A 22806-nucleotide genomic window follows, 5' to 3' on the forward strand; every position below is an offset into this window, starting at 1 on the left:
CTTATTTGTCAAGAAAAAAATCACACATAATTGGAGATTTATCTTAATAACCTAGAATTAATATTAAATCTTGGCCTTCAGTATCAGAGAAATTACTTGATGTGATTGTTATATTATCCGAATTTCACTGATCTTTATAGCCTCACTAGATTGCCGTCCGCTCCCTCGCGTTGCCAAAAACCCGCCTCTTTTCACGCTTTCTCGGACGGACGGAGGCCATAGCGCGCGTCTGCAATCGGCTCCTTCGGCTTCTACAGGCAGTCTCAAAATACCCAGGCCTGATGTCACATCACACGTTTCACACAGGAGTTCCGGTCTATGTGGGCGGGCTGTGCCCACCTTTCCTTTGATTCGGCATCCTTAATTCACCCCCATGGCTGCAAAGCGATCGCGCAGCACTTTCAGGAGGGCCTTTAAGCGCGGGAATGACAAGGAAGACGCTGGCCTATTCTGTGGGACCGAGCGTGGTATTGGCTATGAACTTGTTCAGCCGCGCGGAAAGTTGCTCAGGCGGGGGTAGCGACTCACGAAGATCCAAAACGAGCAGATTCTCCGGTGGCGCCCACGGCATCCATTGCAGCGGATCGGTGGCCACAAACAAGACAATTGAGGGGACTCCCAGTCCCGCGGCCAAATGGCTGATGCCGGAATCGTTGCCGATGAACAAGCGCGCGGCGCCGAGCTTCCTGCAAATCTCGGCCAGGGGCCTGTTTTCAAGCAAGGTGATTCGTGGGTGATCTATTAATTCGCTCCAGCCCGGAAGATTCTTAAGGAATGCGTCTTGTTCGCTAATTGTTATGGCCAGGTCCAGGCCGATGGAGTTCGCGAGGGTTCGGGCCATTGCGGAAAGGAATTCCAAGGGCGCGCATTTCTTGGGACCTCCGCTCCCCGGATGAATCCAGATCAGATTTTCTGCTTTCCCCGGCGCCAGATGCGCCAGTGCAGGTTTTCTCTGAGGCATGGGCAGGCCCAGGCCTTGATGGAGATGTTCCACCACATGCTTCATTGGTGCCGGCCTGGACGAAGTCCAGCGCACTGAATGGGTCCCTGTCCTCTTGAGATTGGATACCACGTCATCCGCGCGATTGAGTATTACGTAGGCTTGGTCGAATACAGGTTCGCGGGCCGAGGACCGGGATGAATCGCTGTTGAAGAGCCATAGCCAATCAGGGCTGTCAATGGACCGGACCGCGATATGGGGAGGGACCAGTTCCAGATACGATCGGTTGCCGAGAAACGTGAGAGCCGCGTCGGGAAACTGTGCGGTAATGGATTCCAGGAGCGGCAGGGTCAGGATGGTGTCCCCGAGAGCACCCGAGCGCACGACCAGCACTGCTTTTGTCAACTTGGAGGCTGTTCTTCCAAGGGCATGATCCATTAGGTGGCTTCCAGCCCGGATCTTCGCACTTCGCGATTTAATACCGGCTGCCGACCGAACCGGGGAAGGTTTCTTTCATCACGAGGCTTGCAACCAGACCTAGGACGGATGACGCCAGCAGGACGATCAGCAGTGCCTTGTACCCTCCTATGGGATAGATGCCTGCAGGATCTTTTCCGTATGCGTCCAAGATCCACCCGAGGACAGGCTGAAAGATGGCACCACCCAGGAATGGGAACAGATTTACAGTACCCACTGATGTCCCCGCAATCTCAACGGGAAAGAGTTCCTTGGCCGTCGTGAAGCCTACAACTATTGTTGCGGCCGAACAGATCGAGAACAGAAACATGAAGAGGTAGAGCATCGGATGGGAAAATCCCTCTGGGAACGCGTTGAGCAGGAGAATGAGGCACACCACCAAGGAAGACGCCATCACCAACACTTTCTTCCGGCTGCGTAGCACTCTGTCTGAAAGAATGCTCGCCAACGGGCTGCCAACGATCAACCCCACGGCGATCATGGTGAGCACGTTACCGGCTTCGGCGCGGCTCATGCCGTACACATGCATGAAATAAGGTCCGGCCCAAAGGCCGCCGAAACCAAAGAACACCCCTGCAGAAAAGAAAAACCAGGCTGCAACGGGCCAGAAATAACGTTCCCTGACAACGCGCAACGCCCCTTCCCAAACCGGGATTACCAAAGGCGGAGCGGATGTTCCGGGTCCGATACTGTCGATTTCCGACACAGAAGGCCATCCCATGTCTTGAGGGCGGTTGCGGACGAAGGTCCATACCAGTAGGGCCATGACCAGGGTCGCAACTCCTATGATCTCGAAGGAGACGCGCCAGCCGAACCATTCGGTCATTAAAGCCAGGGGAGTCGTGGCAGTCAAAGCGCCGACGCCTCCCATAGCCGCGAGGATGGCCGTCATGGAAGCGAATTCACGTACGCGGAACCATTGCGACAGAATCTTCATAGCCGGTATGAAAACCATCGATGCGCCCAAGCCCACAATGATCCTGGCAGCGAGCGCCACCTCCATGCTTGGGGCCAGGCCGAACATCAGACTGCCGGCTCCCGCGATCACCAGAAAGAAAGCCGCGGTCTTTCGCGGTCCCAGGGTATCCGACAAAAGGCCGGCTGGGAATTGCATGATGGCATACGGATAAAAGTAGGCCGATGCCAAAAGTCCCATAAAGCCGGCGGATGCCTGGAAAGCATTCTGTAGATCTACAGCGACAACTGCCGGGCAGAGCCGATGGAAATAAACGAAGACGTAAGAGACGGCCATGATCCAGAAGATCAGCCATCGGTATTTGAACAACTTTCCTGTCGGAGGTTCCTGCATGTGCCTCTCTGTGTGTGGCGAGGGGGCCGTGCCAACAAAGGTGATATCCGACACCATAACAAATCAAACGAACTCGTTCCCGCAAATTCCACCCAAACAGAGTAACCGTCGAGTCACGCTGGAATCCGTTAGCCGCCAACCAGCGCCGAAAAACGGGGCGTTCTTCGCAAGGAAATGCTGTTACACAACTTCCTTGACCTCGGGGTTCAGCCATTTTTGACATAGGCCTGCCATGCTGCTATGCTTTGTCCCGTTAAGCTCCCTATTTGACCTGAAGAGAATACACATGCTCAAGCCTTTTCTTAAGGCGGCCGGTGCGGACGAGGCGAGGGGTCTCCTGAGACGCTTCACGGCTCTGGACACGGAGGTGATTTCCGTCGACAAGGCCCTCTTCCGCGTCGTGGCTGAACCTGTGAAGGCCAGCGAGGACTGGCCGAGCTTTGATCGCTCCACAATGGACGGATTTGCCGTCCGATCGATGGACACGTTTGGGGCGACGGAAACCATGCCGGCCTTGTTCACGGTTGTCGGCGAGGTGGCGATGGGTGAAATCCACGGCGTCATGCTGAAGCGGGGCCAGACGGTGCGCATCTGGACAGGTGGGGCGCTCCCTTCCAACGCGGACGCGGTGGTAATGGTCGAGCACGTGGAAGAACTGGACTCGAACACCGTTGAAATTCTCAAGGCAGTTGCCCCATTCGACAATGTTGTTCGCAAAGGGGAGGATTTCAAGCGGGGGGAAGCTCTTCTCGGAGGCGGTCATCGGCTGCGTTCACAAGATATAGGACTCCTGGCAGCGATGGGCCGATCGACGATCAAAGTTTATCGCAGGCCTGGCGTCGCGGTCATAAGTTCAGGGGATGAAATAGTTCCGGTCGAAGAAGAGCCGCCACCCGGATGCGTAAGAGACGTGAATCGCCATACATTGAGCGCGGCCGTACGAGTAGCCCATGCGCATCCCGTTTGGATCGGTATTGCTCCGGACAAACTGCGGGAGCTGTCTTTGTTAATCGAGCAAGGCGTTCGGAGTGCGGACATTGTTCTCATCTCCGGCGGCAGTTCTATGGGAAGCCGGGATTTGGTAATCGAGGCCATTGAATCCTATGACGATGCGGAGATCCTGCTTCACGGGGTAGCGGTATCTCCGGGAAAACCTTTGATTCTAGCCAGGATAGGCCATCGGCCGGTCGTCGGGCTGCCTGGTCATCCTGTGTCCGCGATGGTTTGTTTTGAACAGTTCGTTGTACCTCTAATTCGGCGCCTTGAAGGCGAAGATGTGGTCAGTCCGTTCTTGCACCCTACCGTTCAAGCGATCCTGAGCCGCAATGTTCCTTCCAAGGAAGGGAGGCTGGATTTCATAAGAGTACGGCTGCAAGAACAAAGGGATGGCATAGTTGCCGTTCCCGTTCCCGGCAAGTCGGGGGTGATCTCGGCCATGGTTCGTGCGCACGGCTATGTGAGGATCGAACCGGATTGCGAAGGCTTGTACAAAGGCGATGAGGTCACCGTAAGCCTGTTTGCCGATTGGATCGAGGAGAGCCTTGAGAAGAAACATTTACCTGGACATGAAGCCTCCCGAAGAAGGCCTGGCGATATTTTTGGCCCATCTCGACAGGAGAAACTTTCCACGGTCTGAAAGGGTGCCGGTGGCTGAGGCCAGAGGCAGGGTCACAGCCGGCCCGGTTTATGCCCGACTCTCGTCCCCGCATTTTCACACCGCGGCCATGGATGGGTTCGCACTGATTGCTGAAAGCACCTTCGGCGCTGGGCCTGACAACCCCATGAAATTGCGAATAGGCAGTGACGCCTGGCCGGTGAACACCGGTCGGTCGCTCCCCCCGCACGTCGACGCCGTGGTCATGATAGAAAACGTCCACTTCCTGGATGATGAGACTTTCGAGATCGACCAGGCGCTGGTGCCCTGGGAGAATGTCCGCAGGGTCGGCGAGGACTTTGTTGCATCGGAAATGATCATGCCGGGACGCCATTGCATAACCGCGTACGAGCTAGGTGCCCTGCTGGCAGGCGGCATAGCTGCAGTAGAAGTCATAGAGAAACCTCGCGTGGTGCTGATCCCCACGGGGTCCGAGCTTGTTGAAGCGGACACACTCAGCGAGAGGGACCCCGCGCCGGGGAAAAGTCTGGAGTTCAATACGGTTGTCCTAGCCGGGCTTGTTGAGCAGGCTGGTGGCATTGCCAGAAGGACCCCGATAGTAGCGGACACTTTTGCTGAGGTCAAATCAGCGATAATGGAAGGCGTTCGCTCCGACGCGCATCTCGTGGTGATGAACGCGGGGTCTTCCGCGGGGAGTGAGGACTACACGGCCGCGGCCATAGGGGAGTTGGGCCAAGTTCTTGTCCATGGCGTGGCCATGATGCCGGGCAAGCCGACAATACTCGGCATCGTGGACGGCAAGCCCGTCATCGGCAACCCAGGATATCCGGTTTCAGCGGTCCTGTCGTTCGAGGTCTTTGCTCTTCCGGTCCTCCACACCATGCTGGGGCTGCCTCACCATCACAGACCCACAATTCCGGCCGTAACGGCCAGAAAAATACCCTCCAAACTCGGTCGGGAGGAATTCTTCCGTGTCAAGCTGGGTAAAGTCGGTGGAAGGGTGATCGCCGCACCCCTGCCCCGCGGCGCGGGCTCCATCACAACGCTGACGCGCGCGGACGGCATCCTTCGTATTCCTGCACGAAGTGAAGGGATAGACCAGTCAGCCGCGGTTGAAGTGGAGCTGTTGAGGCCCGTCGCGGAGATAGAGCGAACCGTGGTTTGCATAGGTAGCCACGACCTCACTCTTGACCTGATCGCTGACGAGTTGATCCCCCACAACGTTTACCTCTCATCCAGCCACGTGGGAAGCCTCGGTGGCTTGCTGGCACTCAAGAGCCGCAGCGCTCACATGGCCACGTCACATTTGCTGGATCTTGAGACGGGTATTTACAACTGGCCGTACATAAAAAGGCATATTCCCGACGTGCCGGTAAAAGTCTTCCACTGCGTGATGAGGGAACAAGGCTTCATGGTCCTTAAGGGCAATCCGAAAAACATTCGTGGCATCGAAGACCTGCTTCGAGAGGAAGTAACGTTTATTAATCGTCAAGCCGGCGCGGGGACCAGGGTGTTGTTGGACTATTGCCTGGACAAGGCCGGTTTAGACCCTGACGGAATCACGGGCTATCAAATGGAGGAGTACACTCATACCTCAGTTGCGGTGGCGGTATTGTCAGGAGTCGCGGACGTCGGCATGGGGGTTCTGGCCGCCGCGAAAGCCTTGGGACTTGACTTCATCCCCGTGGCAACCGAGCAATACGATATTGTAATCCCAATGGAAAACGTCGAGGACGAGAAAATCAAAATCCTACTGGAGGTGCTTCGAGGCCCGTCGTTCAAGAAAAGAGTCCTCGAACTTGGCGGATACGGTGTCGAACGCAGCGGTGAAGAAATAACGGAACCGTGATGCGATTTGCGTGCAGGCCTTTGCCGATATCGCCAGCTTAATAGCGAATTAGTATCAGTCTTTCGGGGAACCCTCTGTTTTTTGTGGGGCAGTCCCGCCACTCGCGGGATTCCAGCCTGCCTTTCCTAAAGGGCCAATAATGACAGGCTGGAAAGCCTGTCCCACACTAAGAGATCAAATGCACCGGCTAAAATTGCCGGCCTGCCAGCAAATCAACCATATTCTTGACCAGAATCCCCGGCTGTTGACCGCGGGAGGCGACTCTGTTACAAAAGGAAGAGGGCAGCAGTTGCGAAGGGACGTTCTTGTTCTCGATTGCTGCGAACCTCGACAGCCGACCGCGTCAGAATCCGCGGTCGAATTTGATTGTAGTGCAAAAGGAATAGACGATGGGTGCGAAAAGACGTCCTATTACCCCGGAAGGGCACAAAAAGTTAAAGGAAGAGATCGACCGGCTCATTCGTGTAGAAAGACCTAGTGTTATCAAAGAGATTGAAATAGCGATCGGTCACGGGGATTTGTCGGAAAATGCCGAGTACACTTACGCCAAGGAAAAGCAGGCCCTTATTGAAACTCGTGTGAGAGACCTCCAGGCAAGGCTTTCGGCATGTGAGGTGATTGATCTGGCGGCCCTGCCTCAAACCGATCGAATCGTTTTCGGAACCTCCGTCACCATCGAAGACGTGGACACCAGTGAACAGAAAGTTTACAAGCTCCTTGGGCAGGACGAGGCGGACATCTCCAAGGGAATCATTTCAATAGACTCGCCTCTTGGAAAGGCCCTGATCGGAAAAGAAGTTAATGACGTGGTTGAAGTCAAGACCCCGAACGGGCTCCGCGAATATGAAGTATTGGAGATCTCCTGAGCTGAATTGTACTGTTTACTATAAAGCGTTGTTTTTTGGCCCACCCACCGCGAGTTTGGAAGCACAGTTCCATGCCTGAGACAAAAAAGACCCCCCGCATCCTTATATTGTGCGATTTTGACGGCACCGTGTCCACAAAGGACACTGTGAACCGCCTGGTCAGGGATCATCTGACAGACCCGGAATGGCGGTTTCAGGTAAAAAGGTACTTTCGGGGCGAGATAGGCTCCTTGGCCGTTTATCGCGCGATAGCCCCGATGATGAGGATGACGCAGGAGGACCTTGAAAAATTCGTCCTGAGCCACGCGTCCCTTGATCCGCACTTTCCGCACTTCCTCCAGTGGGCATCGGAGAACGGCATCGACGTAAAGATCGTTTCCGATGGCTTCGATGCCACCATCAAGGCGCTTTTCAACAACCACAATATCCGAGGCTTGGAGATCTTTGCCAACGAGATGAGGTTTGGACCGGACGCCTCGGTGTCGATGGCAAGCCCCCACTACAACCCTGCTTGCGGCACATGCGGGACCTGCAAGTTGAACGTGGTGCGACGGTTTCGGCCGGATTACGACAGGATCGTACTAATCGGGGACGGGGAATCGGACAGACATGCCGCGGGAGAGGCCGATGTGGTCCTGGCTCTGCATGATTTGTTCGTGTACTGTGCTCGTACCGGCATCCCCGCAGTGCGCATAGAAGGCTTCCGGGATGTACCTCGGCTCCTCACCAGACGCGTAGCAGCGGTAACCTTCGACATGGACGGCACCCTGGTAGACTCCATCGGAACCATAACCGCCGCATTTAATCATATGTTCTCGACGCTCGGTTACCCGCTGATGACCGAGCAAGAGGTGGCTCGGGTCACAAGCATTTCTTTGAAAGACTTTGTTCGGTCCTACCTGAAGCCCGAGGAAGCCGAATTTGGCGTCAAGGTATTTCGAGATTACTACGACCGGATCTTTCTCAAGCAGGCTTCCATGATGCCCGGCGCACTGGACGCCCTGCAAACCCTGAATGGAAATATCGTGCAAGGCATAATCACCAATAAGCGCGGCGAATACGCCAGGAGAATGGCCGAGCACTTTGGCTTTTCGAAGAATATGGCCCGCATCATAGGAGCGGAGGACGGTTTCAAGGCCAAACCGGCGGGTGAGATGTTCGAGGAATTCATGAGGTCGGTTGGCGCCAGTGCAGACGGCACGGTGTATGTCGGGGACTCGCCCATTGATGTCAAGGCCGCTGCCAACGCGGGGATGGATGCGTTTGCCGTGGCGGGACGGATTTTCTCCGCTGAAGAGCTCGCGCAAACTGCTCCACGCAGGGTGCTTAACAGCATTTCCGAACTTCCTGCCGCGCTTCAGCCATTAATTTGAACTTTGATGTGCAAGAAACCTCGGTGGCCTGCCCGCGCTTGCTTTCCAGGCCTCTATGGGGTTTCCCAAGGGCTTCTTGCTTCTTTTGTTCCTTTTCTTTGGAACAGCCACACCTGGTTGGTGTCTGATAGTTGTAATACCTACCTACTGCAATAGTGATTGAGAGGCCCCTTTGTTCCTACCATGCATGAGGGCCTTTCGTTTTTCGAATGCTTTTGAAAATCTTGCAGGCCGCCTAAATTCACGGTTGTTAAATTATTGCTCCGCCGCCACGAGATCGCCTTGTCAATACGTCGTTGCTTGGTCCGTATTTTGCAACTATACTTGAACATAGACGGACCTGAAGTGGGTCCGGTATCCCATTATAATGCCGAGAACGAGACAGAAGACCTTCTGCCATCCGATCTATCAGGTTCGGTGGCGGAGGTCGGTAAAACTGATCTTCTCGCTTGGCTTTCCCGATCGACGAGGCCAAAGTTCCACGCTCTCCATGCCCATGGTGCCACGAAAACAAGGGGGTAGAGAAGATGGAAAACCAGCAGTTGTTTCAAGCGATCCTTAACAGCATTTCCGAAGGCGTGCTGACACTGGACAAAGACTGGAAAATAGGCTCGTGGAATCGGGCTGCCGAAAGAATAACGGGTTTTCACAAAGAGGAAGTGGTCGGCCAAGAGTGCATGAAGATTTTTCGGACTTCTCTTTGTCGAGAGCATTGTCCGGTTGATAGAGCGCTCTCCTGCGGCCATCCATATCGGGATGTCGAAGTTGCCATCAGGAACAAACGCAACGAAGTGGTCCACATCATGGTCAACGCGGCCCCCCTGTACGATGCGGAAGGCCACATCATAGGGGGCCTGGAGACTTTTCGCGATGTCACCCAGACTCATTGGATGCAGGAGGAATTGCAGCGGCACTACGGGTACACGAAGATAGTAGGCCGGAGCGATGCCATGAAGAAGGTTTTCGAGATCATGGGGTCGCTGATAAACACTGATACCACGGTTCTTGTTGAGGGAGAGTCGGGCACCGGAAAAGAACTTATTGCTCGGGCGCTTCATTTCTACGGCCCGCGGAAAGCCAAATCGTTTGTGGCAGTAAATTGCTCCGCCCTGCCCGAAGGGGTCCTGGAATCGGAGCTTTTCGGACATGCCAAAGGCGCCTTCACCGGCGCGATCAGGGATCATGTAGGAAAATTCGAGCTGGCCAACGGCGGGACGTTGTTCCTGGATGAAATCGCAGAAGTGAGCCCTTCGATTCAGGTCAAGCTCCTCAGGGTCCTTGAGGAAAGGGAGTTTCAACGGGTCGGTGACAACCGCAGTATCAAGGTGAACATCAGACTGATAACGGCCACAAACAAGGACCTTTACCAGAAGGTCCTGGACGGGTCGTTTCGCGACGACCTCTATTACCGTTTGAGCGTTTTCCCTCTGCACCTTCCGCCGTTACGCGAGCGCGTTGAGGACCTGCCTCTTCTCGTGGGGCACTTCATCAGGAAGTTCAACAAGCAGATGGGAAGGAACATCCAGGGAATCGCAGACCAGGTATTGGAAGTCCTTGAAAACTATTCGTGGCCCGGCAACGTAAGGGAATTGGCCAACGCCATAGAGCACGCTTTTGTTCATTGCAGAGGATTGCTGCTCCACGACGCGGACCTTCCTCATCATATTGCCAACGCTGCACCCCCAGTTCCACCGAAAAAGTCCAGAGGAACGCAGAAGCAACTTGATCTGGTGGAAAGGGAACTGATCGTCAAGGAACTGGAAGCTGCTGACTGGAAGAAGCACATTGCGGCGCGGCGTCTCGGCATGAGCCGGGCTACGCTATGGAGGAAAATGGAAAAGTTTGGGATCGACAGATAGTTGCATCTTCCGTGAACGTTTCATCCGTGAGACGTGAAGCAATCGTCGCTATGTCAGCAACTTACCTTAAACCTCGGTTTTGGCGTCGCAGGCTTGAAACGTTTAGTTGTGCGACCCTTCTCCCCTACCCTTTATTCACCCGCCCGATATTTTCCTAATCGTCAAGGCCTTGTCTCCATAATAACCATCTATTTCAGTACGTTAACTATTCACGGTGATCTTAACGTGAACCCTTGAGCGTGATGGCACGGCAGTTGCTCTAACTCGCAGTGGATCAACGTGGCGGCACGCGAAATAGGCATCCCCATCGCAGGGATGGCTGCCGCCGGAGGCACCCAAGAAGGAGGGACCGGCCATGCCTAAAAAGATCCTCGTCGTAGACGATGAACCGGACATCCTCACATTCCTCGGCACACTGCTGAGAAAGAACGGCTACGTGGTCTGCGAGGCGTGCGACGGCGTAGAGGGGATGAAAAAGGTTATGGAAGAAAAGCCGGACCTTGTCTGTCTCGATCTGCTGATGCCTGAGAAGACCGGCATCAAAATGTATCGAGAAATGAGGAAAGACGAGCAACTCAAGCTATTGCCCGTCATCATGGTGACGGGCATTGAGGCTGTGGAGCCATGGGAGTTCAAAGGCTTCAAAGAATTCGTGGGGGAACGCTCCATAGCTCCCCCTCAGGGGTACATCGAGAAGCCGATCGACAAGGAACAGTTCCTGAAAGCGGTAAAAGAGGTACTAGGCGAATAGGCCCCAGACCTTTCTATCCGCAGGAAGAAGCTGCGGTCGCCGGAAAGTGGGGGTCAACGTGGGTTGGGTCAAGCAGAAGTGGACTTCCGTCTCCCGAAGTCTGGGAGCCAGGATAGCCCTCAGCGTAGCCGGGATACTGCTCTGTTCGTACGTTATTTTCGTTTACCTCGTCCTCGACATTCAGCAGGACTTCTATTTTGAACAGGTGATCCGGGAGGCGGAAAGATTCAGCGCCGCGGTAATCAACGCTACGAACCACAGTATGCTCCAGGATGACAGAGAAGCTACCCGAAGCATTATCGGTAATATCGGCAGTCAGAAAGAGATCTCGGATATCAGGATCTATGACCACGAAGGCGCCATCAAGTTCTCCAGCCAACCGGTAGAAGTGGGGACAAAGGTGGATAAGAAAGCGGAGGCCTGTTTTGTGTGTCATTCGGAGGACAAGCCCTTCAGCGAGGTCGTCACGGACAGCAGGACGCGAGTCCACTATCACGGGAACGATCGGGTGCTGGGGATGATAACCCCCATATACAACGAGAAGAGCTGTTACACCGCTGCGTGCCATGTGCATCCCAAGGACCACAAGGTCCTCGGGGTGCTCGATATGGGGATGTCACTTAAGGGCTTTGATTATCATGTGCGGTCTCTGGTGTTCAGCATTGTCCTTCTCGGTGCAGGCACCTTCGCTGCGGTTCTCGGGACGATAGTCGTCTACATTGCTGCCAAAGTGCACAAACCTGTCAGTCGGCTGCGCGACGCCACCAAGAAAATAGCGGCAGGGGATTTCACGTACAAAGTGCCCGTGGACTCCGAGGATCAGCTCGGGGAACTCGCTCAGGCGTTCAATGTAATGCGAGATCAGATCAGAAGACGAACCGTGGAACTGGTTCGCAGCCGCTGGGAATACAAGAATCTTTTCGAACAAGTGCCTTGCTTCATATGCGTTATCGACAAGAACTTCGATATCGTGCGCCAAAACTCCTACATGCGTGACCTCTTCAAGGGCACCATAGGAATGAAGTGTTACGAAGTATTCAAGCAACGCAGGGCCAAATGCGAAGACTGCCACGTGGGAATCACGTTTGAAGAGGGCAAAGTATCCGGAAGGGAGCATTGTGGGCTGAAGGTTACGGGTGAAGAAACCAATTACTTGAGCTACACCACCCCAATTGTGGATGACAGCGGCCGGGTGCTCTATGCGATGATAATCGCCGTGGATATCGGCGACAGGGTCAGGCTTCAACGGGCCTTGGAGGCCTCTCGGGATTTTCAAACCAACCTGATCGAAAACTCCATTCATGGGATCATCGCGACGGACGATCGAGGCCGTGTGACCATCTACAATGTCGCAGCAGAGCATCTTTTTGGGTATCCAGCCTCGGATGTGGTCGGGGATGCTCAAATCGACAAATACTTTCCCAAACAATTTCTCGACATGATCATCGGTTCACACGTGGGGCGTGAAATTCGCGATCCCCGGCTGATTGCCCACGAGACTGTGGTGAATTCCACAGACGGCGAGTCAATACCTGTTCGCTTTTCCGGGGTCATTCTTTTCGAAGGCGGCAAAACAGCAGGCGCTGTCGGCTTCTTCCAGGACCTTCGAACTTTCAAGAAACTGGAGCGTGAAAAACAGGCCTCTGATCGACTGGCGGTGGTTGGCCAGACTGTGGCCGGTCTGGCTCACGGCATCAAGAACATAGTTACGGGTCTGGAAGGCGGCGTCTTTGTGGTGGAGACGGCTTTCGAGGACCAGGACAATGCGTTGCTTCAGCGCGGCTGGAAAATGATCCACAACAACATTGGTCGCGTATCGGTCCTGGTCAAGGACCTGCTGAGTTATTCCAAAGAAAGGGCCCCGGAATATCAGGAGACCGACCCCAACCTGCTTGCCGAAGAAGTGTGTGCCCTGTTCGAGGCAAGAGCACAAGAGAACTCGATTGTCATCGAGCGAGACTTCGATCCACAGGTTGGTCAAGTGTTTAAGGTCTTTCTCGACCAGCGCGGCATCCACACCTGCCTGTCAAACCTTATCGCCAATGCCATTGACGCATGCGAGAGCGACACCGAGAAAGTTGAGCATCGCATCATCGTAAGAACGAAGCAGGATTCTGACGGAGACCTGGTCTACGAGGTCTCCGATGACGGTCTGGGAATGAGCGAAGACACGAAACGGAAGGTCTTTGCGAATTTTTACTCGACCAAAGGAAGTCGAGGAACGGGCCTGGGCCTCCTCGTGACGAGCAAAATCGTCGCGGAACATGGCGGCACCATATCCTTCGACAGCGAACAGGGTGTGGGCAGCACTTTCACCATAGTGCTCCCGCCCGGACAGTCCTCGGGGACCAGGGTCAAGACAGCTATCCAGCCGGCCAGGGAGAGCGTCGCGGAACTTCCAGCCGGAAAAGAAGCGGCATTGCCTCTTACCAGTTCGCAATAAATAACCTGACTTTGGGTGGACAGGTGGCATGTCTCTGGAGCGAAGTCAGGTCCGCCGTTCGCAGCGGAAGAGATATGCCGCCTGTCTTATAAGGAAAATGGCGAACTGGTATCAAGCACATTCTAATTCTCGTGGCCGACTACCGGTCGAACCTTGTCACGGGCTCGCAATCCGGTTTTGGCCCGGGACATCTCTCCTGCAACGGAGGGGCTGATGCAAGAATCCGGATTAATGAAAGTGAATAGTCAATGGGACTGGGAAACCTCTTCCAAGTTGACGGCTGACCTGGATGCATGGCGCCAGGCGTTTCCCGAAGTCCAGGAAATCATTACCAGCCCGGATGGGGAGCGCATGGCAGCGATTGTGAAGACGGAAGACGAATCCTTCACTGTATGCGTGAACGGAGAACCATGGTCGAACACCTTTGAAAAGCTCTGGGCTCTCCAATTTAGTCCCGATGGCCGCCTGTCATGCATTGGCATGAACGAAGACGAGTGGACAGTGATTCAAGAAGACGAGCCGTGGGAGCAAACATTCGAGTATGTCTGGAATTTGCGTTTCAGTCCGGATGGAAAAGGAATCGCCGCGAACGTCAAGACCTCGGACGGTTACAGTGTTGTGCTGAACGGAGAGCCGTGGGAGTCGGCCTTCATCCAGATGAGAAGCTGCGAAATCAGCCCCGACGGTTTGAAGACCGCAGGGAACGTGCAGATCGAACCGATTTCCGAAGGTGACATCTGGAAATTCAAAGAGGGGATCTGGAGCCTGGCTGTAAACGGAAGGGCATGGGATGCGAACTTTCTCAACGTGTGGGACTGCGTTTTCAGTGATGACGGAGGGAAAGTGGCAGCAGAGGTCAGGATGCAATCCAATCTCCAGACCATCGCGGTTGAAGGAATCCCCTGGACTGAAACCTTCAGGGCGGTCTGGAAACCTGTCTTCGTTCCCGGCAGTCATGATGTGGTGGCGCCTTGTCTCACATCCCAAGGCTGGCAGCTCCTCCTCAATGGGAAGCCCATCTGGAACCGATCTTTCGCCCAAGTTTGGCATCAGAAATTCGGTCCTGACCGCAACAAATTAACAGCGGTGGTTGCACCGAGCTTTGGACGCTGGACCGTAGCCGTGGATGGAAAAACCTGGCAGACCACTTTCGGCGATGCCGTCCTTGCCCCGGTCTTCAGCCCCGACGGACGCAAGATAGCCGCGGTTGTGAAGGAAAACAACAGATGGACAATTGCGGTTGACGGTGTGCCCTGGCCCGAGGACTTCGACATGGTTTGGGACCCCGTTTTCAGTCCTGATGGAGAAATTGTGGCGGCAAAAGCCGCCCAAGGTAACGAGCACTTTCTTGTGGTCAACGGCAGGGTCGCGACGCTGGGTTGCCAGCACATTTCTGAGCCCGTTTTCAGCCCTGACGGCTCCAGGCTCCTGCTCAAGGCCGTGGAATTAGGAAGGTATTTTCGAAAAGTGGTGCCGGTGAAACAACTGCTCGGTTAACCGGAGGAGATCGCGGATGTACACCTTCGTCAGCGGACCGTTGGTCTGGATAGCATTTATCGTCTTCGCGGGCGGAATGATCTACCAGTTCCTTAGCATGCTTAAAATGGCCAAGAAAGACAAAGTCGTTTTACCGTACATGAGTCTCAAGTACGGCCTTCGCTCGCTGCTTCACTGGCTAATTCCGTTTGCTTCCAAGAACATGCGGATGCGGTACGAAACAACCCTTGTCACCTTCGCGTTCCATATATGTTTGGTTCTGCTTCCTATTTTTCTCACCGCTCACGTGGTCATGTTTTCGGCCTCCTGGGGGCTGCATTGGGTGACCGTTTCGGAGAAGGCCGCGGACTGGTTGACCGTACTGGTCATATTCGCAGCGATTTTCTTTCTGGTGCGGCGTTGGATGCTGCCGGAGGTGCGGTTTGTCACCTCCGCGTCCGACTATGTGCTACTCGCGGTGGTCGCGGCTCCCTTTGTCACCGGCTTCATTGCTCACCGCCAATGGTTCGACTACGAGACCATGGTGGTCATCCACATGATTTCAGGGGCCGCAATGCTGATGGCAATACCTTTTACCAGGCTGAGCCACATGCTGTTCTTTCCGTTCACTCGAGCGTACATGGGGTCTGAATTCGGCGCAGTCCGCCATGCAAGGGACTGGTAAACGCCCGAAAGTCTTATGGAGGCAAACGATGGGCTTACCGGCAGAAATGCTACCAGAAATCCCGGTCGTTTCCGATCCCGGCCTGGATCGGAATGCCGAGAACCTCACCAAAGGGCAGATAGCGGAAGTCATCAACAGGGTGATAGACCGGGAAACCGCGGCCAGGTTCCGAATATACCTGAACACCTGCGTCCATTGCGGGCTCTGTTCCGACGCGTGCCACTGGTTCCTGTCGAACGATCGTGACCCCCGTTTTTCCCCTGTAGGCAAGGTCAAGCAAACCCTTTGGGAGATCCTCAAGAAGAAAGGCAGAGTGGACGCGGATTTTCTTAAAGAGTGCTCCAGGATTGCTCAGACAGAATGCAATGGGTGTCGAAAATGCAGCATGTACTGTCCCTTCGGGGTTGATATAGCCTATTTACTCTTCGTGGTTCGAAGGATCTGCTACCAACTGACAATCGTTCCTCAATTCCTACAGGACACGGTCAACAGTCATGCCGCTACGATGAACCAGATGTGGGTGAAACAGGACGAGTGGGTCGACACCCTCCAGTGGCAAGAAGAGGATGCAAGATCCGAGATCGTCACAGCGCGGATACCCTTGGACAAAGAAGGCGCTGACGTCTTCTACTCCGTGATTGCTCCCGAGCCTAAGATCCTTGCTCAATTAATCGGCAACATTGCCCAGATCATGGCCGTGGCAAAAGTAGATTGGACCATGCCGTCCCAGGACGGATGGGACAACAGCAATATGGCAATGTTTGCAGGCGATTTCGAAATCATGGGGCGAGTGGAACGAGCCCATCACGAAGCGGCCTTAAAATTGAAAGCGAAAAGAATCGTGATGGGAGAATGCGGCCATGCCTTCAGAGGCGCGGTGTACGATGGGCCCAAGTGGCTTGGTTGGCGAGAGCCGCCGGTTCCTGTCATCCACGCCGTGGACTTCTACCACGAGCTGATCACTTCAGGAAGAATCAAGATTGCCCGCAAATTCGAGGAGCCAGTTACTCTTCAGGAACCGTGCAACATTGTGAGGGGGAGAGGGTTAGGCACGAAATTGCGTGAAGTAATTCAAGCCACGTGCGCTGATTTCAGGCCGCCTCCGGAACCGGATTTTGAGCACAACTATTGCTGTGGCGCGGGCGGGGGTGTCATTAATTGCGGTCCTCCCTGGAAAACCTCGAGGGTCAAAGGCAACAGTGTCAAGGCGGAGCAACTGGCCGCCACAAAAGCTCACATCGTTATAACACCGTGCCACAATTGTCACGCCGGCATCGAGGACATAATCAGTGGCTATAAGCTGGGAATGCACGTGAGGTTCTTGATCGAGATCCTCATGCAGGTCATGGAGATCCCGGATGAACTCAAGGCGGAATAAGCCTTTTTCGTCACCGATTCGCAATCGATAAGGGGTGGCTCATGAGGCGGCTCAACCAAGCAGGCTTGATTTTAGGAATTTTACTGGTGGGGTTCGTGTTTGGGGAGATGAGAATTGCCCACAGCACAGAGCTAGGAAGCTCTGCTCCTTCCAGAAGTTCTCATCTTCCCCTCTTTATAGAACACAAAGGCGGAGCGCCTGAACTGGAACGTCCGCCGGTGCCTTTTGACCACGATCGGCATACGACGGCTCTGAAACAGACCAAGAGCCAGGACTGCACCGTTTGCCACGTCATCAAGGAAACAGACAGGCGTCTGGAAAACCCGGAAGTCAAGATCTTCAAATTCCCGAAGGGCATCATTGATGAGAGCGACAAGACCTCGATCATGTACGCTAATCACAATGAATGCGTGAGCTGCCACAGAAAGACGGCTGCCGAGGGGACAAAGACAGGTCCGGACATCGGCCTGTGCGGCTCGTGTCACAAGAGGAAGCCCCAAATTCAGAAGATAAACTGGGCATGGAGTCCTATATTTAACTATGCCCGCCACGCCAAGCATGCGGAAGCAGCCAAGAAATTCGACCGGCCCGACCAACTGAATGTGACTGAAAAGGTCCAGGTTGTGGGAGAAATCTCGGGCAATAGATGCGAGTTGTGCCACCACACGTACGATGAAAAGCAAAAAAAGCTCATCTACAAGAAGGACAGCGAGAATTCGTGTCGAGCGTGCCACAAGGCCAAGGACGATCGGAATGCCAGATCCATGAAGAAGGCGGCCCATTCAGCGTGCATTGGCTGCCACATGAAAGTGGCCGAAAAGGTCAAGGCCGAACTGGCTCAACAAGGCAGAACAACGCTAACAGCAGAGGACACGAAACGCTTCGGCCCGTTCGAATGCCGCGGCTGTCACGGCGAACACAAGGAACTCACGCCTGATGAGATCTCAAAGATTCCTCGCCTCGTGCGAGGGCAGAAAGACGTGATCGACCTCTCACTGGCTGCAACGGAGCAAAGCGAGGCGCCCCTTCAACCAGTCGTCTCTTCCGCGGCTGCCGTTCCGGTGAGAATGAAGGCTGTTCCCTTCAACCACAAGTCTCATGAGCCACGGGCACAATTCTGTAACACATGCCACCACCACTCTCTTGAGAAGTGCCAGAACTGCCATGGTTCAGTCGGCGACCTCAAGAAAGGCGGCGGCGTGAGCTATGAGAGGGCTTTTCACAGACCCGATGCAAGACAGGCTTGCGTAGGCTGTCACACAACAGCAAAAGAGAACCAGAAATGCGCGGGATGCCACCAGTGGATGGGCAACGGCATGCCAAGCTCCTCGTGCCCTGTCTGCCACCGAGGACCATCTGGCGGCAAAACGTTGGAAGTTCCGCACATGCCCTTGTTCCTGGACAAAGAAAAGGTCCCTGAGAAGCTCCAGATAAAGCTCCTGGAAAAGGAGTTCAAACCCGCGGAAATCCCGCACTTGAAGATAGTGAACAAGTTGGTTGGCATTTCCAACGAGAGTTCTCTCGCTCGGTGGTTCCATGCAACCAAGGAACAGACTCTTTGCGCCGGGTGCCACCACAGAGGCGAATTGCAACAGGCGGCCGTTAAAGCTCCTAAATGCAGCACTTGCCACAATAGGTCCTTTGATCCTGTTGCGCTTGGAAAACCCGGCATCATGCCGGCGTACCACCGCCAGTGCATTGGATGCCACGAGGCCATGAAACAGAAACCTGCTGCGTTGGAATGCGTAAAGTGTCACCCGGCAAAGGAAGAAGTCCAGGCGGCAGGTGTCATTCCACCGCTTGCAGGAACCAAGTGATTGCGCGCTCGAAGGTTCCCGGAAAAAGGAGGCAGCTATGCCCAACATTCTCCATGAATTCTATACCTTGACAAAAGGAATGGAATACCTGGTGGTGATCGTCTACCTCTTCGTGTTCATCTCGTTTTGGAGATTCTTGACCTACAAGGAGAAAGATTGAAGTCGCCGGAGGCTCCAGCCTAGCTTAATTCAGGAACTCGCCCACAGGAGAGGTTCTACCATGCATTCAGATAGACGGACTTTCCTAAAGATCCTTGCCGGCACCGGAATCGCAACCGCTCTGGGATCGAACAACTCGGCTTTGGCCGATATTGCAACTCTCCGCGGCTACCCCGATCAATTCGGGGTTTTGGTCGACACCACGGTGTGCATCGGATGTCGACGCTGCGAATGGGCTTGCAAGGACTGGAACAAGCTGCCGGACCAGAAGGCCCTCAGAGAGTACGAAAAAGATCAGGCAGTGTTCCAGAAGATCCGAAGGACAAATGCAGACACGTTCACCGTGGTGAACCGATTCCAGAATCCGAGAGATGGCTCAAAACACATCTACGTGAAGAAGCAGTGCATGCACTGTTACGAGCCTGGGTGCGCTTCCTCTTGCTTTGTCAAAGCCTTTACCAAGCAGCCGGTGGGAGCTGTGACTTATGACGCATCCCTTTGCGTAGGTTGCCGGTACTGTATGGCCGCATGCCCGTTCGATATGCCCGCGTATCAGTACTACAACGCCTTCACCCCGGAAGTGACCAAATGCACGTTCTGCTTCGATAGGATCACCAAGGAAGGCGAGGTGCCGGCTTGCGTAGGCATTTGTCCCGTGGAGACCATGACCTTCGGCAAAAGAACTGATTTAATTGACCTGGCGCACAAGAAGATCCGGGACAACCCCGGCCGATATGTGAATCACGTATATGGCGAGAATGAGGTGGGAGGCACTAGCTGGATGTACCTCTCCGCCGTTCCGTTCAATATGATAGGCTTCAGGACAGACCTGGGAAGCGTGCCTATCCCTTCTATGAGCAAGCCTTTCCTGTCGCTGGTAGCGCCGGTCTTCATTGTGATCCCTGCGCTGGCCATGGGTTTTTACAGTTTCAAGAAACGCAGGGATCGCCTGGTTGAAGAAGAGATCAAGCAGGCTCTTGAGAAGAAGAAGGAGGGCAAATAATGGACGCAACTGCGGTCACGACAGAGTTCAAGCCCACATGGGTTCAGGAAAAGCTCTTCCTTGGCATGACCTTCAAAGAGTATCTCAGGAGCAACTATACGCCGTTTAATGCTGTTGCGGCCTTTATCCTCGCGATCGGGATACCTGTTATCATGTATCGGCTGATCTACGGTCTGGGGCCGTCCACGAACCTGTCGGACAACAATCCATGGGGCATCTGGATCGGCTTCGACATGCTGTGTGGAGTGGCCCTTGCCGCAGGCGGCTTTGTGATAGGGACCGCTGTTCATCTCATGGGGATGAAAGAGTACGGCTTCCTCTTCAGACCAGCGGTGCTCACGGGTTTTCTCGGTTACCTTTTTGCTATCATTGCTTTGACCTTCGACCTGGGCAGGTACTATCGGATCCCCTACCCTATGGTAGTCTCCTGGGGAGTGAATTCAGTGCTATTTCTCGTGGCATGGCACGTGGCATTGTACCTGGGCTGCCAGTTTGTGGAGTGGTGTCCCGCCATCTGGGAATGGCTCAATCTCAAGAAGCTTCGCAAAATCTTCGTAAAGGCCACACTGGCTGCAACCATCTTCGGGGTATGCCTTTCCATGCTGCATCAGTCCGCTCTCGGGTCCATTTTCCTGTTGATGCCCGAGAAGCTTCACCCCCTTTGGTATTCCGAATACATTCCTCTTTTCTTCTTCATGACCGCGATTGTGGGCGGGTTGGCTATGACCATAATAGAGAGCATGGCGTCTCACCGCATTTTTTCGCAGCACATTAAAGATCATGACCCGGCACATCTGGATCGCGTGACCATCGGGCTGGGCAAGGCCACTTCGGTGACGCTTTTTGCGTACTTCTTCATGAAGGCGGTCGGGCTGGCCCACGGGAATTCCTGGAGTTATCTGGAAACTGCATACGGATATTGGTACCTGGTCGAAGTACTCGGGTTCGTTCTGATCCCGGCCTTCGCACTGATGTATGCGGTTCAAAACAACAGAGTGCGCATGGTTAGGGGCTGGGCGATCGTAGTTGTGATCGGCATCGTACTCAACAGGGTGAACCACTCCATAATCGCGTTCAACTGGCATCTGGCTTGGGCAGACCGTTACGTGCCTCACTGGATGGAGGTGGTTCTCACTGTTACGGTCGTCACAATCGGCATTCTTACGTTTCAATGGATCATGAACAGAATGCCCATACTTTACGACCATCCCGACTTTGAACCCGAGAAGCACTGAGCGGGTCAGAAAGGAGGCCCCGATGTCCAAAAAAATCCTCGTTGTGGATGACGAGCCCCATGTGGTGAAGTATTTGACCACGTTCTTTAACGACTGCGGCTATGACACGTGTTCGGCCGGGGATGGTGAACAGGCCCTGGAAGTGCTGAAGGAAGAGAAGCCCGATCTGGTCACGCTTGACTTGCAGATGCCTAACGAGACCGGGACCCGATTCTATCGAAACTTGATGAAAGACAAAGAGTTTAAGAACGTCCCCGTGATCGTCATAAGCGGTATACCCGGCCGGCACCTTGCTGTCACTAAGCCAATCGCGGTCTTTGAAAAACCCATTGACCGGGACGCTCTGCTTGCTACTATCCAGAAGGCGATTGGCGAGTAGGTGGTCGAGAACAAAGCGCAGCCCGCGTATAGAACAACCCCGAGTTCGCCGGTCTGAGGCTGTCGGACCCCACACGGCCGACTTGGTGGCTCCATGTATCATGTTGCCCACAATCAGTACAGGAAGCTCCTTGATGCGCTACCGTGTTACGTGACGCTCCAGGACCGTGATTTGGGCGTCCTTTGGAGCAACAGCCTGTCTCGCAAGGATTTCGGCGACCCTGCGGGAAAGAAGTGCTACGAACTCTTTGGAATTGATAGGGCCAAGTGCTCGGACTGCCCTGTCCAAAAGACGTTTTTCGACGGACAGGTCCATAGCGAAGAGTTGACGTTAACAACCAAAAGTGGTTCACGCATTAACGTCATTGTCCATTCGTCCCCTCTAAACAACGATCGCGGACAGATCGTATCCGCGGTCTGGTCCGCGGTAAACATCACCTCTGTAAAAGATATTCAGAAGCAAATGATTCTCCTGGGGCAGACCGTCGCAGGGATGGCTCACAGTATGAAGAACATCATGATGGGCCTTGAAGGAGGAATTTACGTCGTCAACAAGGGTATTGAGGCCAAGAATCAGGATGAGGTTAAAGAAGGCTGGGACATGGTCTTGTTCAATTTCGACAAAATCTCCCACATCGTCAAGGATATTCTTTATTGCTCCAAAGAACGGGAGCCGGAACTGCAAAGAATTGAACCGAACAAGGTCGTGCGGGAGGTCTATGGCCTTTTCAAAGACCTCGCCAGGAGCTATGCCATTGAAATAAGACTCGATCTAGATGACAGCATTAAAGACGCGATCATCGACCCCGACGGCTTGCACACAGTGCTTTCAAATCTGATTACCAACGCGATGGACGCCTGTAAAATCGACTTGTGGAAAGACGATCATCTAATTGAAATACGAACCAAGAAGGGGAAGAACGGGTCTGTCATCTTCGAAGTTGCAGACAATGGAATAGGTATTGGCAAGGCCCTGAAAGACCACGTGTTCGAAGACTTTTTCACCTCCAAAGGCGATAAGGGCACCGGTCTCGGTCTGATGGTGACCCAAAAAATCTTGAGAGAGCATGGAGGGTCCATCACTTTTCGGTCAAGGCCGGGCAAAGGCACAACTTTTGTTGCGACTTTCCCTTTTAAGGACTTTCACGGCGAACTCGGATAAGGGGTGAGCCCCTCACTGAATTGACTGCCTC

At 54.1% G+C, this 22806-nt stretch carries 17 protein-coding genes; 15 read left to right on the forward strand and 2 right to left on the reverse strand.

What is annotated here, in order from left to right; translation table 11 throughout:
• Positions 1-445: 445 nt before the first annotated feature.
• Positions 446-1378: a glycosyltransferase family 9 protein gene (locus HY913_07305; protein ID MBI4963064.1), complete on the reverse strand. Its 933-nt coding sequence runs from the start codon at positions 1376-1378 to the stop codon at positions 446-448.
• Between the two features lie 37 nt (positions 1379-1415).
• Positions 1416-2783, reverse strand: coding sequence for an MFS transporter (locus HY913_07310; protein ID MBI4963065.1), 1368 nt, complete (start codon positions 2781-2783; stop codon positions 1416-1418).
• Positions 2784-3012: 229 nt separating this feature from the next.
• On the opposite strand from HY913_07310, the gene HY913_07315 reads away from it, so the two are divergent.
• The 15 genes from HY913_07315 to HY913_07385 all read left to right on the forward strand — a co-directional run bounded on the left by HY913_07315 (position 3013) and on the right by HY913_07385 (position 22775).
• Positions 3013-4362, forward strand: a complete 1350-nt coding sequence (locus HY913_07315) for a molybdopterin molybdotransferase MoeA (GenBank protein ID MBI4963066.1) — start codon at positions 3013-3015, stop codon at positions 4360-4362.
• Positions 4268-6190 (forward strand): molybdopterin biosynthesis protein, encoded by a 1923-nt coding sequence (locus HY913_07320; protein MBI4963067.1) that lies wholly within the window; start codon positions 4268-4270, stop codon positions 6188-6190. Before HY913_07315 ends, HY913_07320 begins: the two co-directional genes overlap by 95 nt.
• 389 nt (positions 6191-6579) lie before the next feature.
• Positions 6580-7056: a transcription elongation factor GreA gene (greA, locus tag HY913_07325; protein MBI4963068.1), complete on the forward strand. Its 477-nt coding sequence runs from the start codon at positions 6580-6582 to the stop codon at positions 7054-7056.
• Positions 7057-7127: 71 nt separating this feature from the next.
• Positions 7128-8429, forward strand: coding sequence for an HAD family hydrolase (locus tag HY913_07330; GenBank protein MBI4963069.1), 1302 nt, complete (start codon positions 7128-7130; stop codon positions 8427-8429).
• 527 nt (positions 8430-8956) lie between these two features.
• Positions 8957-10288: a sigma 54-interacting transcriptional regulator gene (locus HY913_07335; GenBank protein ID MBI4963070.1), complete on the forward strand. Its 1332-nt coding sequence runs from the start codon at positions 8957-8959 to the stop codon at positions 10286-10288.
• Positions 10289-10643: 355 nt separating this feature from the next.
• On the forward strand, positions 10644-11039 hold the full coding sequence (locus HY913_07340) for a response regulator (protein MBI4963071.1): 396 nt from the start codon (positions 10644-10646) through the stop codon (positions 11037-11039).
• Between the two features lie 58 nt (positions 11040-11097).
• A complete protein-coding gene (locus HY913_07345) occupies positions 11098-13482 on the forward strand; it encodes a PAS domain S-box protein (protein ID MBI4963072.1) in 2385 nt (794 codons plus the stop codon).
• Positions 13483-13695: 213 nt separating this feature from the next.
• Positions 13696-14979: a PD40 domain-containing protein gene (locus HY913_07350; GenBank protein ID MBI4963073.1), complete on the forward strand. Its 1284-nt coding sequence runs from the start codon at positions 13696-13698 to the stop codon at positions 14977-14979.
• Between the two features lie 16 nt (positions 14980-14995).
• The gene (locus tag HY913_07355; protein MBI4963074.1) at positions 14996-15643 is read left to right on the forward strand and encodes a nitrate reductase; all 648 of its coding nucleotides are present in this window, start codon (positions 14996-14998) and stop codon (positions 15641-15643) included.
• 28 nt (positions 15644-15671) lie between these two features.
• A complete protein-coding gene (locus HY913_07360) occupies positions 15672-17021 on the forward strand; it encodes a (Fe-S)-binding protein (protein MBI4963075.1) in 1350 nt (449 codons plus the stop codon).
• 41 nt (positions 17022-17062) lie between these two features.
• Positions 17063-18838 carry a hypothetical protein gene (locus HY913_07365; GenBank protein ID MBI4963076.1) on the forward strand — a complete coding sequence of 592 codons (1776 nt, stop codon included), beginning with the start codon at positions 17063-17065 and terminating at the stop codon, positions 18836-18838.
• Between the two features lie 220 nt (positions 18839-19058).
• Positions 19059-20000: a 4Fe-4S dicluster domain-containing protein gene (locus tag HY913_07370; protein MBI4963077.1), complete on the forward strand. Its 942-nt coding sequence runs from the start codon at positions 19059-19061 to the stop codon at positions 19998-20000.
• Positions 20000-21235, forward strand: coding sequence for a hypothetical protein (locus tag HY913_07375; protein ID MBI4963078.1), 1236 nt, complete (start codon positions 20000-20002; stop codon positions 21233-21235). Before HY913_07370 ends, HY913_07375 begins: the two co-directional genes overlap by 1 nt.
• A gap of 22 nt (positions 21236-21257) precedes the next feature.
• Positions 21258-21614, forward strand: a complete 357-nt coding sequence (locus tag HY913_07380; GenBank protein MBI4963079.1) for a response regulator — start codon at positions 21258-21260, stop codon at positions 21612-21614.
• A gap of 93 nt (positions 21615-21707) precedes the next feature.
• On the forward strand, positions 21708-22775 hold the full coding sequence (locus tag HY913_07385; protein MBI4963080.1) for a PAS domain-containing protein: 1068 nt from the start codon (positions 21708-21710) through the stop codon (positions 22773-22775).
• The last annotated feature ends 31 nt before the right edge of the window (positions 22776-22806 follow it).

The sequence above is a fragment of the Desulfomonile tiedjei genome (assembly GCA_016212925.1).
Lineage (GTDB): Bacteria > Desulfobacterota > Desulfomonilia > Desulfomonilales > Desulfomonilaceae > JACRDF01.

Coding starts and splice junctions, on each gene's coding strand:
- greA (MBI4963068.1), top strand. CDS start 6,580: ATGGGTGCGAAAAGACGTCCTATTACCCCGGAAGGGCACAAAAAGTTA.
- HY913_07380 (MBI4963079.1), top strand. CDS start 21,258: ATGTCCAAAAAAATCCTCGTTGTGGATGACGAGCCCCATGTGGTGAAG.
- HY913_07365 (MBI4963076.1), top strand. CDS start 17,063: ATGAGGCGGCTCAACCAAGCAGGCTTGATTTTAGGAATTTTACTGGTG.
- HY913_07375 (MBI4963078.1), top strand. CDS start 20,000: ATGGACGCAACTGCGGTCACGACAGAGTTCAAGCCCACATGGGTTCAG.
- HY913_07355 (MBI4963074.1), top strand. CDS start 14,996: ATGTACACCTTCGTCAGCGGACCGTTGGTCTGGATAGCATTTATCGTC.
- HY913_07360 (MBI4963075.1), top strand. CDS start 15,672: ATGGGCTTACCGGCAGAAATGCTACCAGAAATCCCGGTCGTTTCCGAT.
- HY913_07370 (MBI4963077.1), top strand. CDS start 19,059: ATGCATTCAGATAGACGGACTTTCCTAAAGATCCTTGCCGGCACCGGA.
- HY913_07315 (MBI4963066.1), top strand. CDS start 3,013: ATGCTCAAGCCTTTTCTTAAGGCGGCCGGTGCGGACGAGGCGAGGGGT.
- HY913_07385 (MBI4963080.1), top strand. CDS start 21,708: ATGTATCATGTTGCCCACAATCAGTACAGGAAGCTCCTTGATGCGCTA.
- HY913_07350 (MBI4963073.1), top strand. CDS start 13,696: ATGCAAGAATCCGGATTAATGAAAGTGAATAGTCAATGGGACTGGGAA.
- HY913_07335 (MBI4963070.1), top strand. CDS start 8,957: ATGGAAAACCAGCAGTTGTTTCAAGCGATCCTTAACAGCATTTCCGAA.
- HY913_07340 (MBI4963071.1), top strand. CDS start 10,644: ATGCCTAAAAAGATCCTCGTCGTAGACGATGAACCGGACATCCTCACA.
- HY913_07330 (MBI4963069.1), top strand. CDS start 7,128: ATGCCTGAGACAAAAAAGACCCCCCGCATCCTTATATTGTGCGATTTT.
- HY913_07305 (MBI4963064.1), bottom strand. CDS start 1,378: ATGGATCATGCCCTTGGAAGAACAGCCTCCAAGTTGACAAAAGCAGTG.
- HY913_07310 (MBI4963065.1), bottom strand. CDS start 2,783: ATGGTGTCGGATATCACCTTTGTTGGCACGGCCCCCTCGCCACACACA.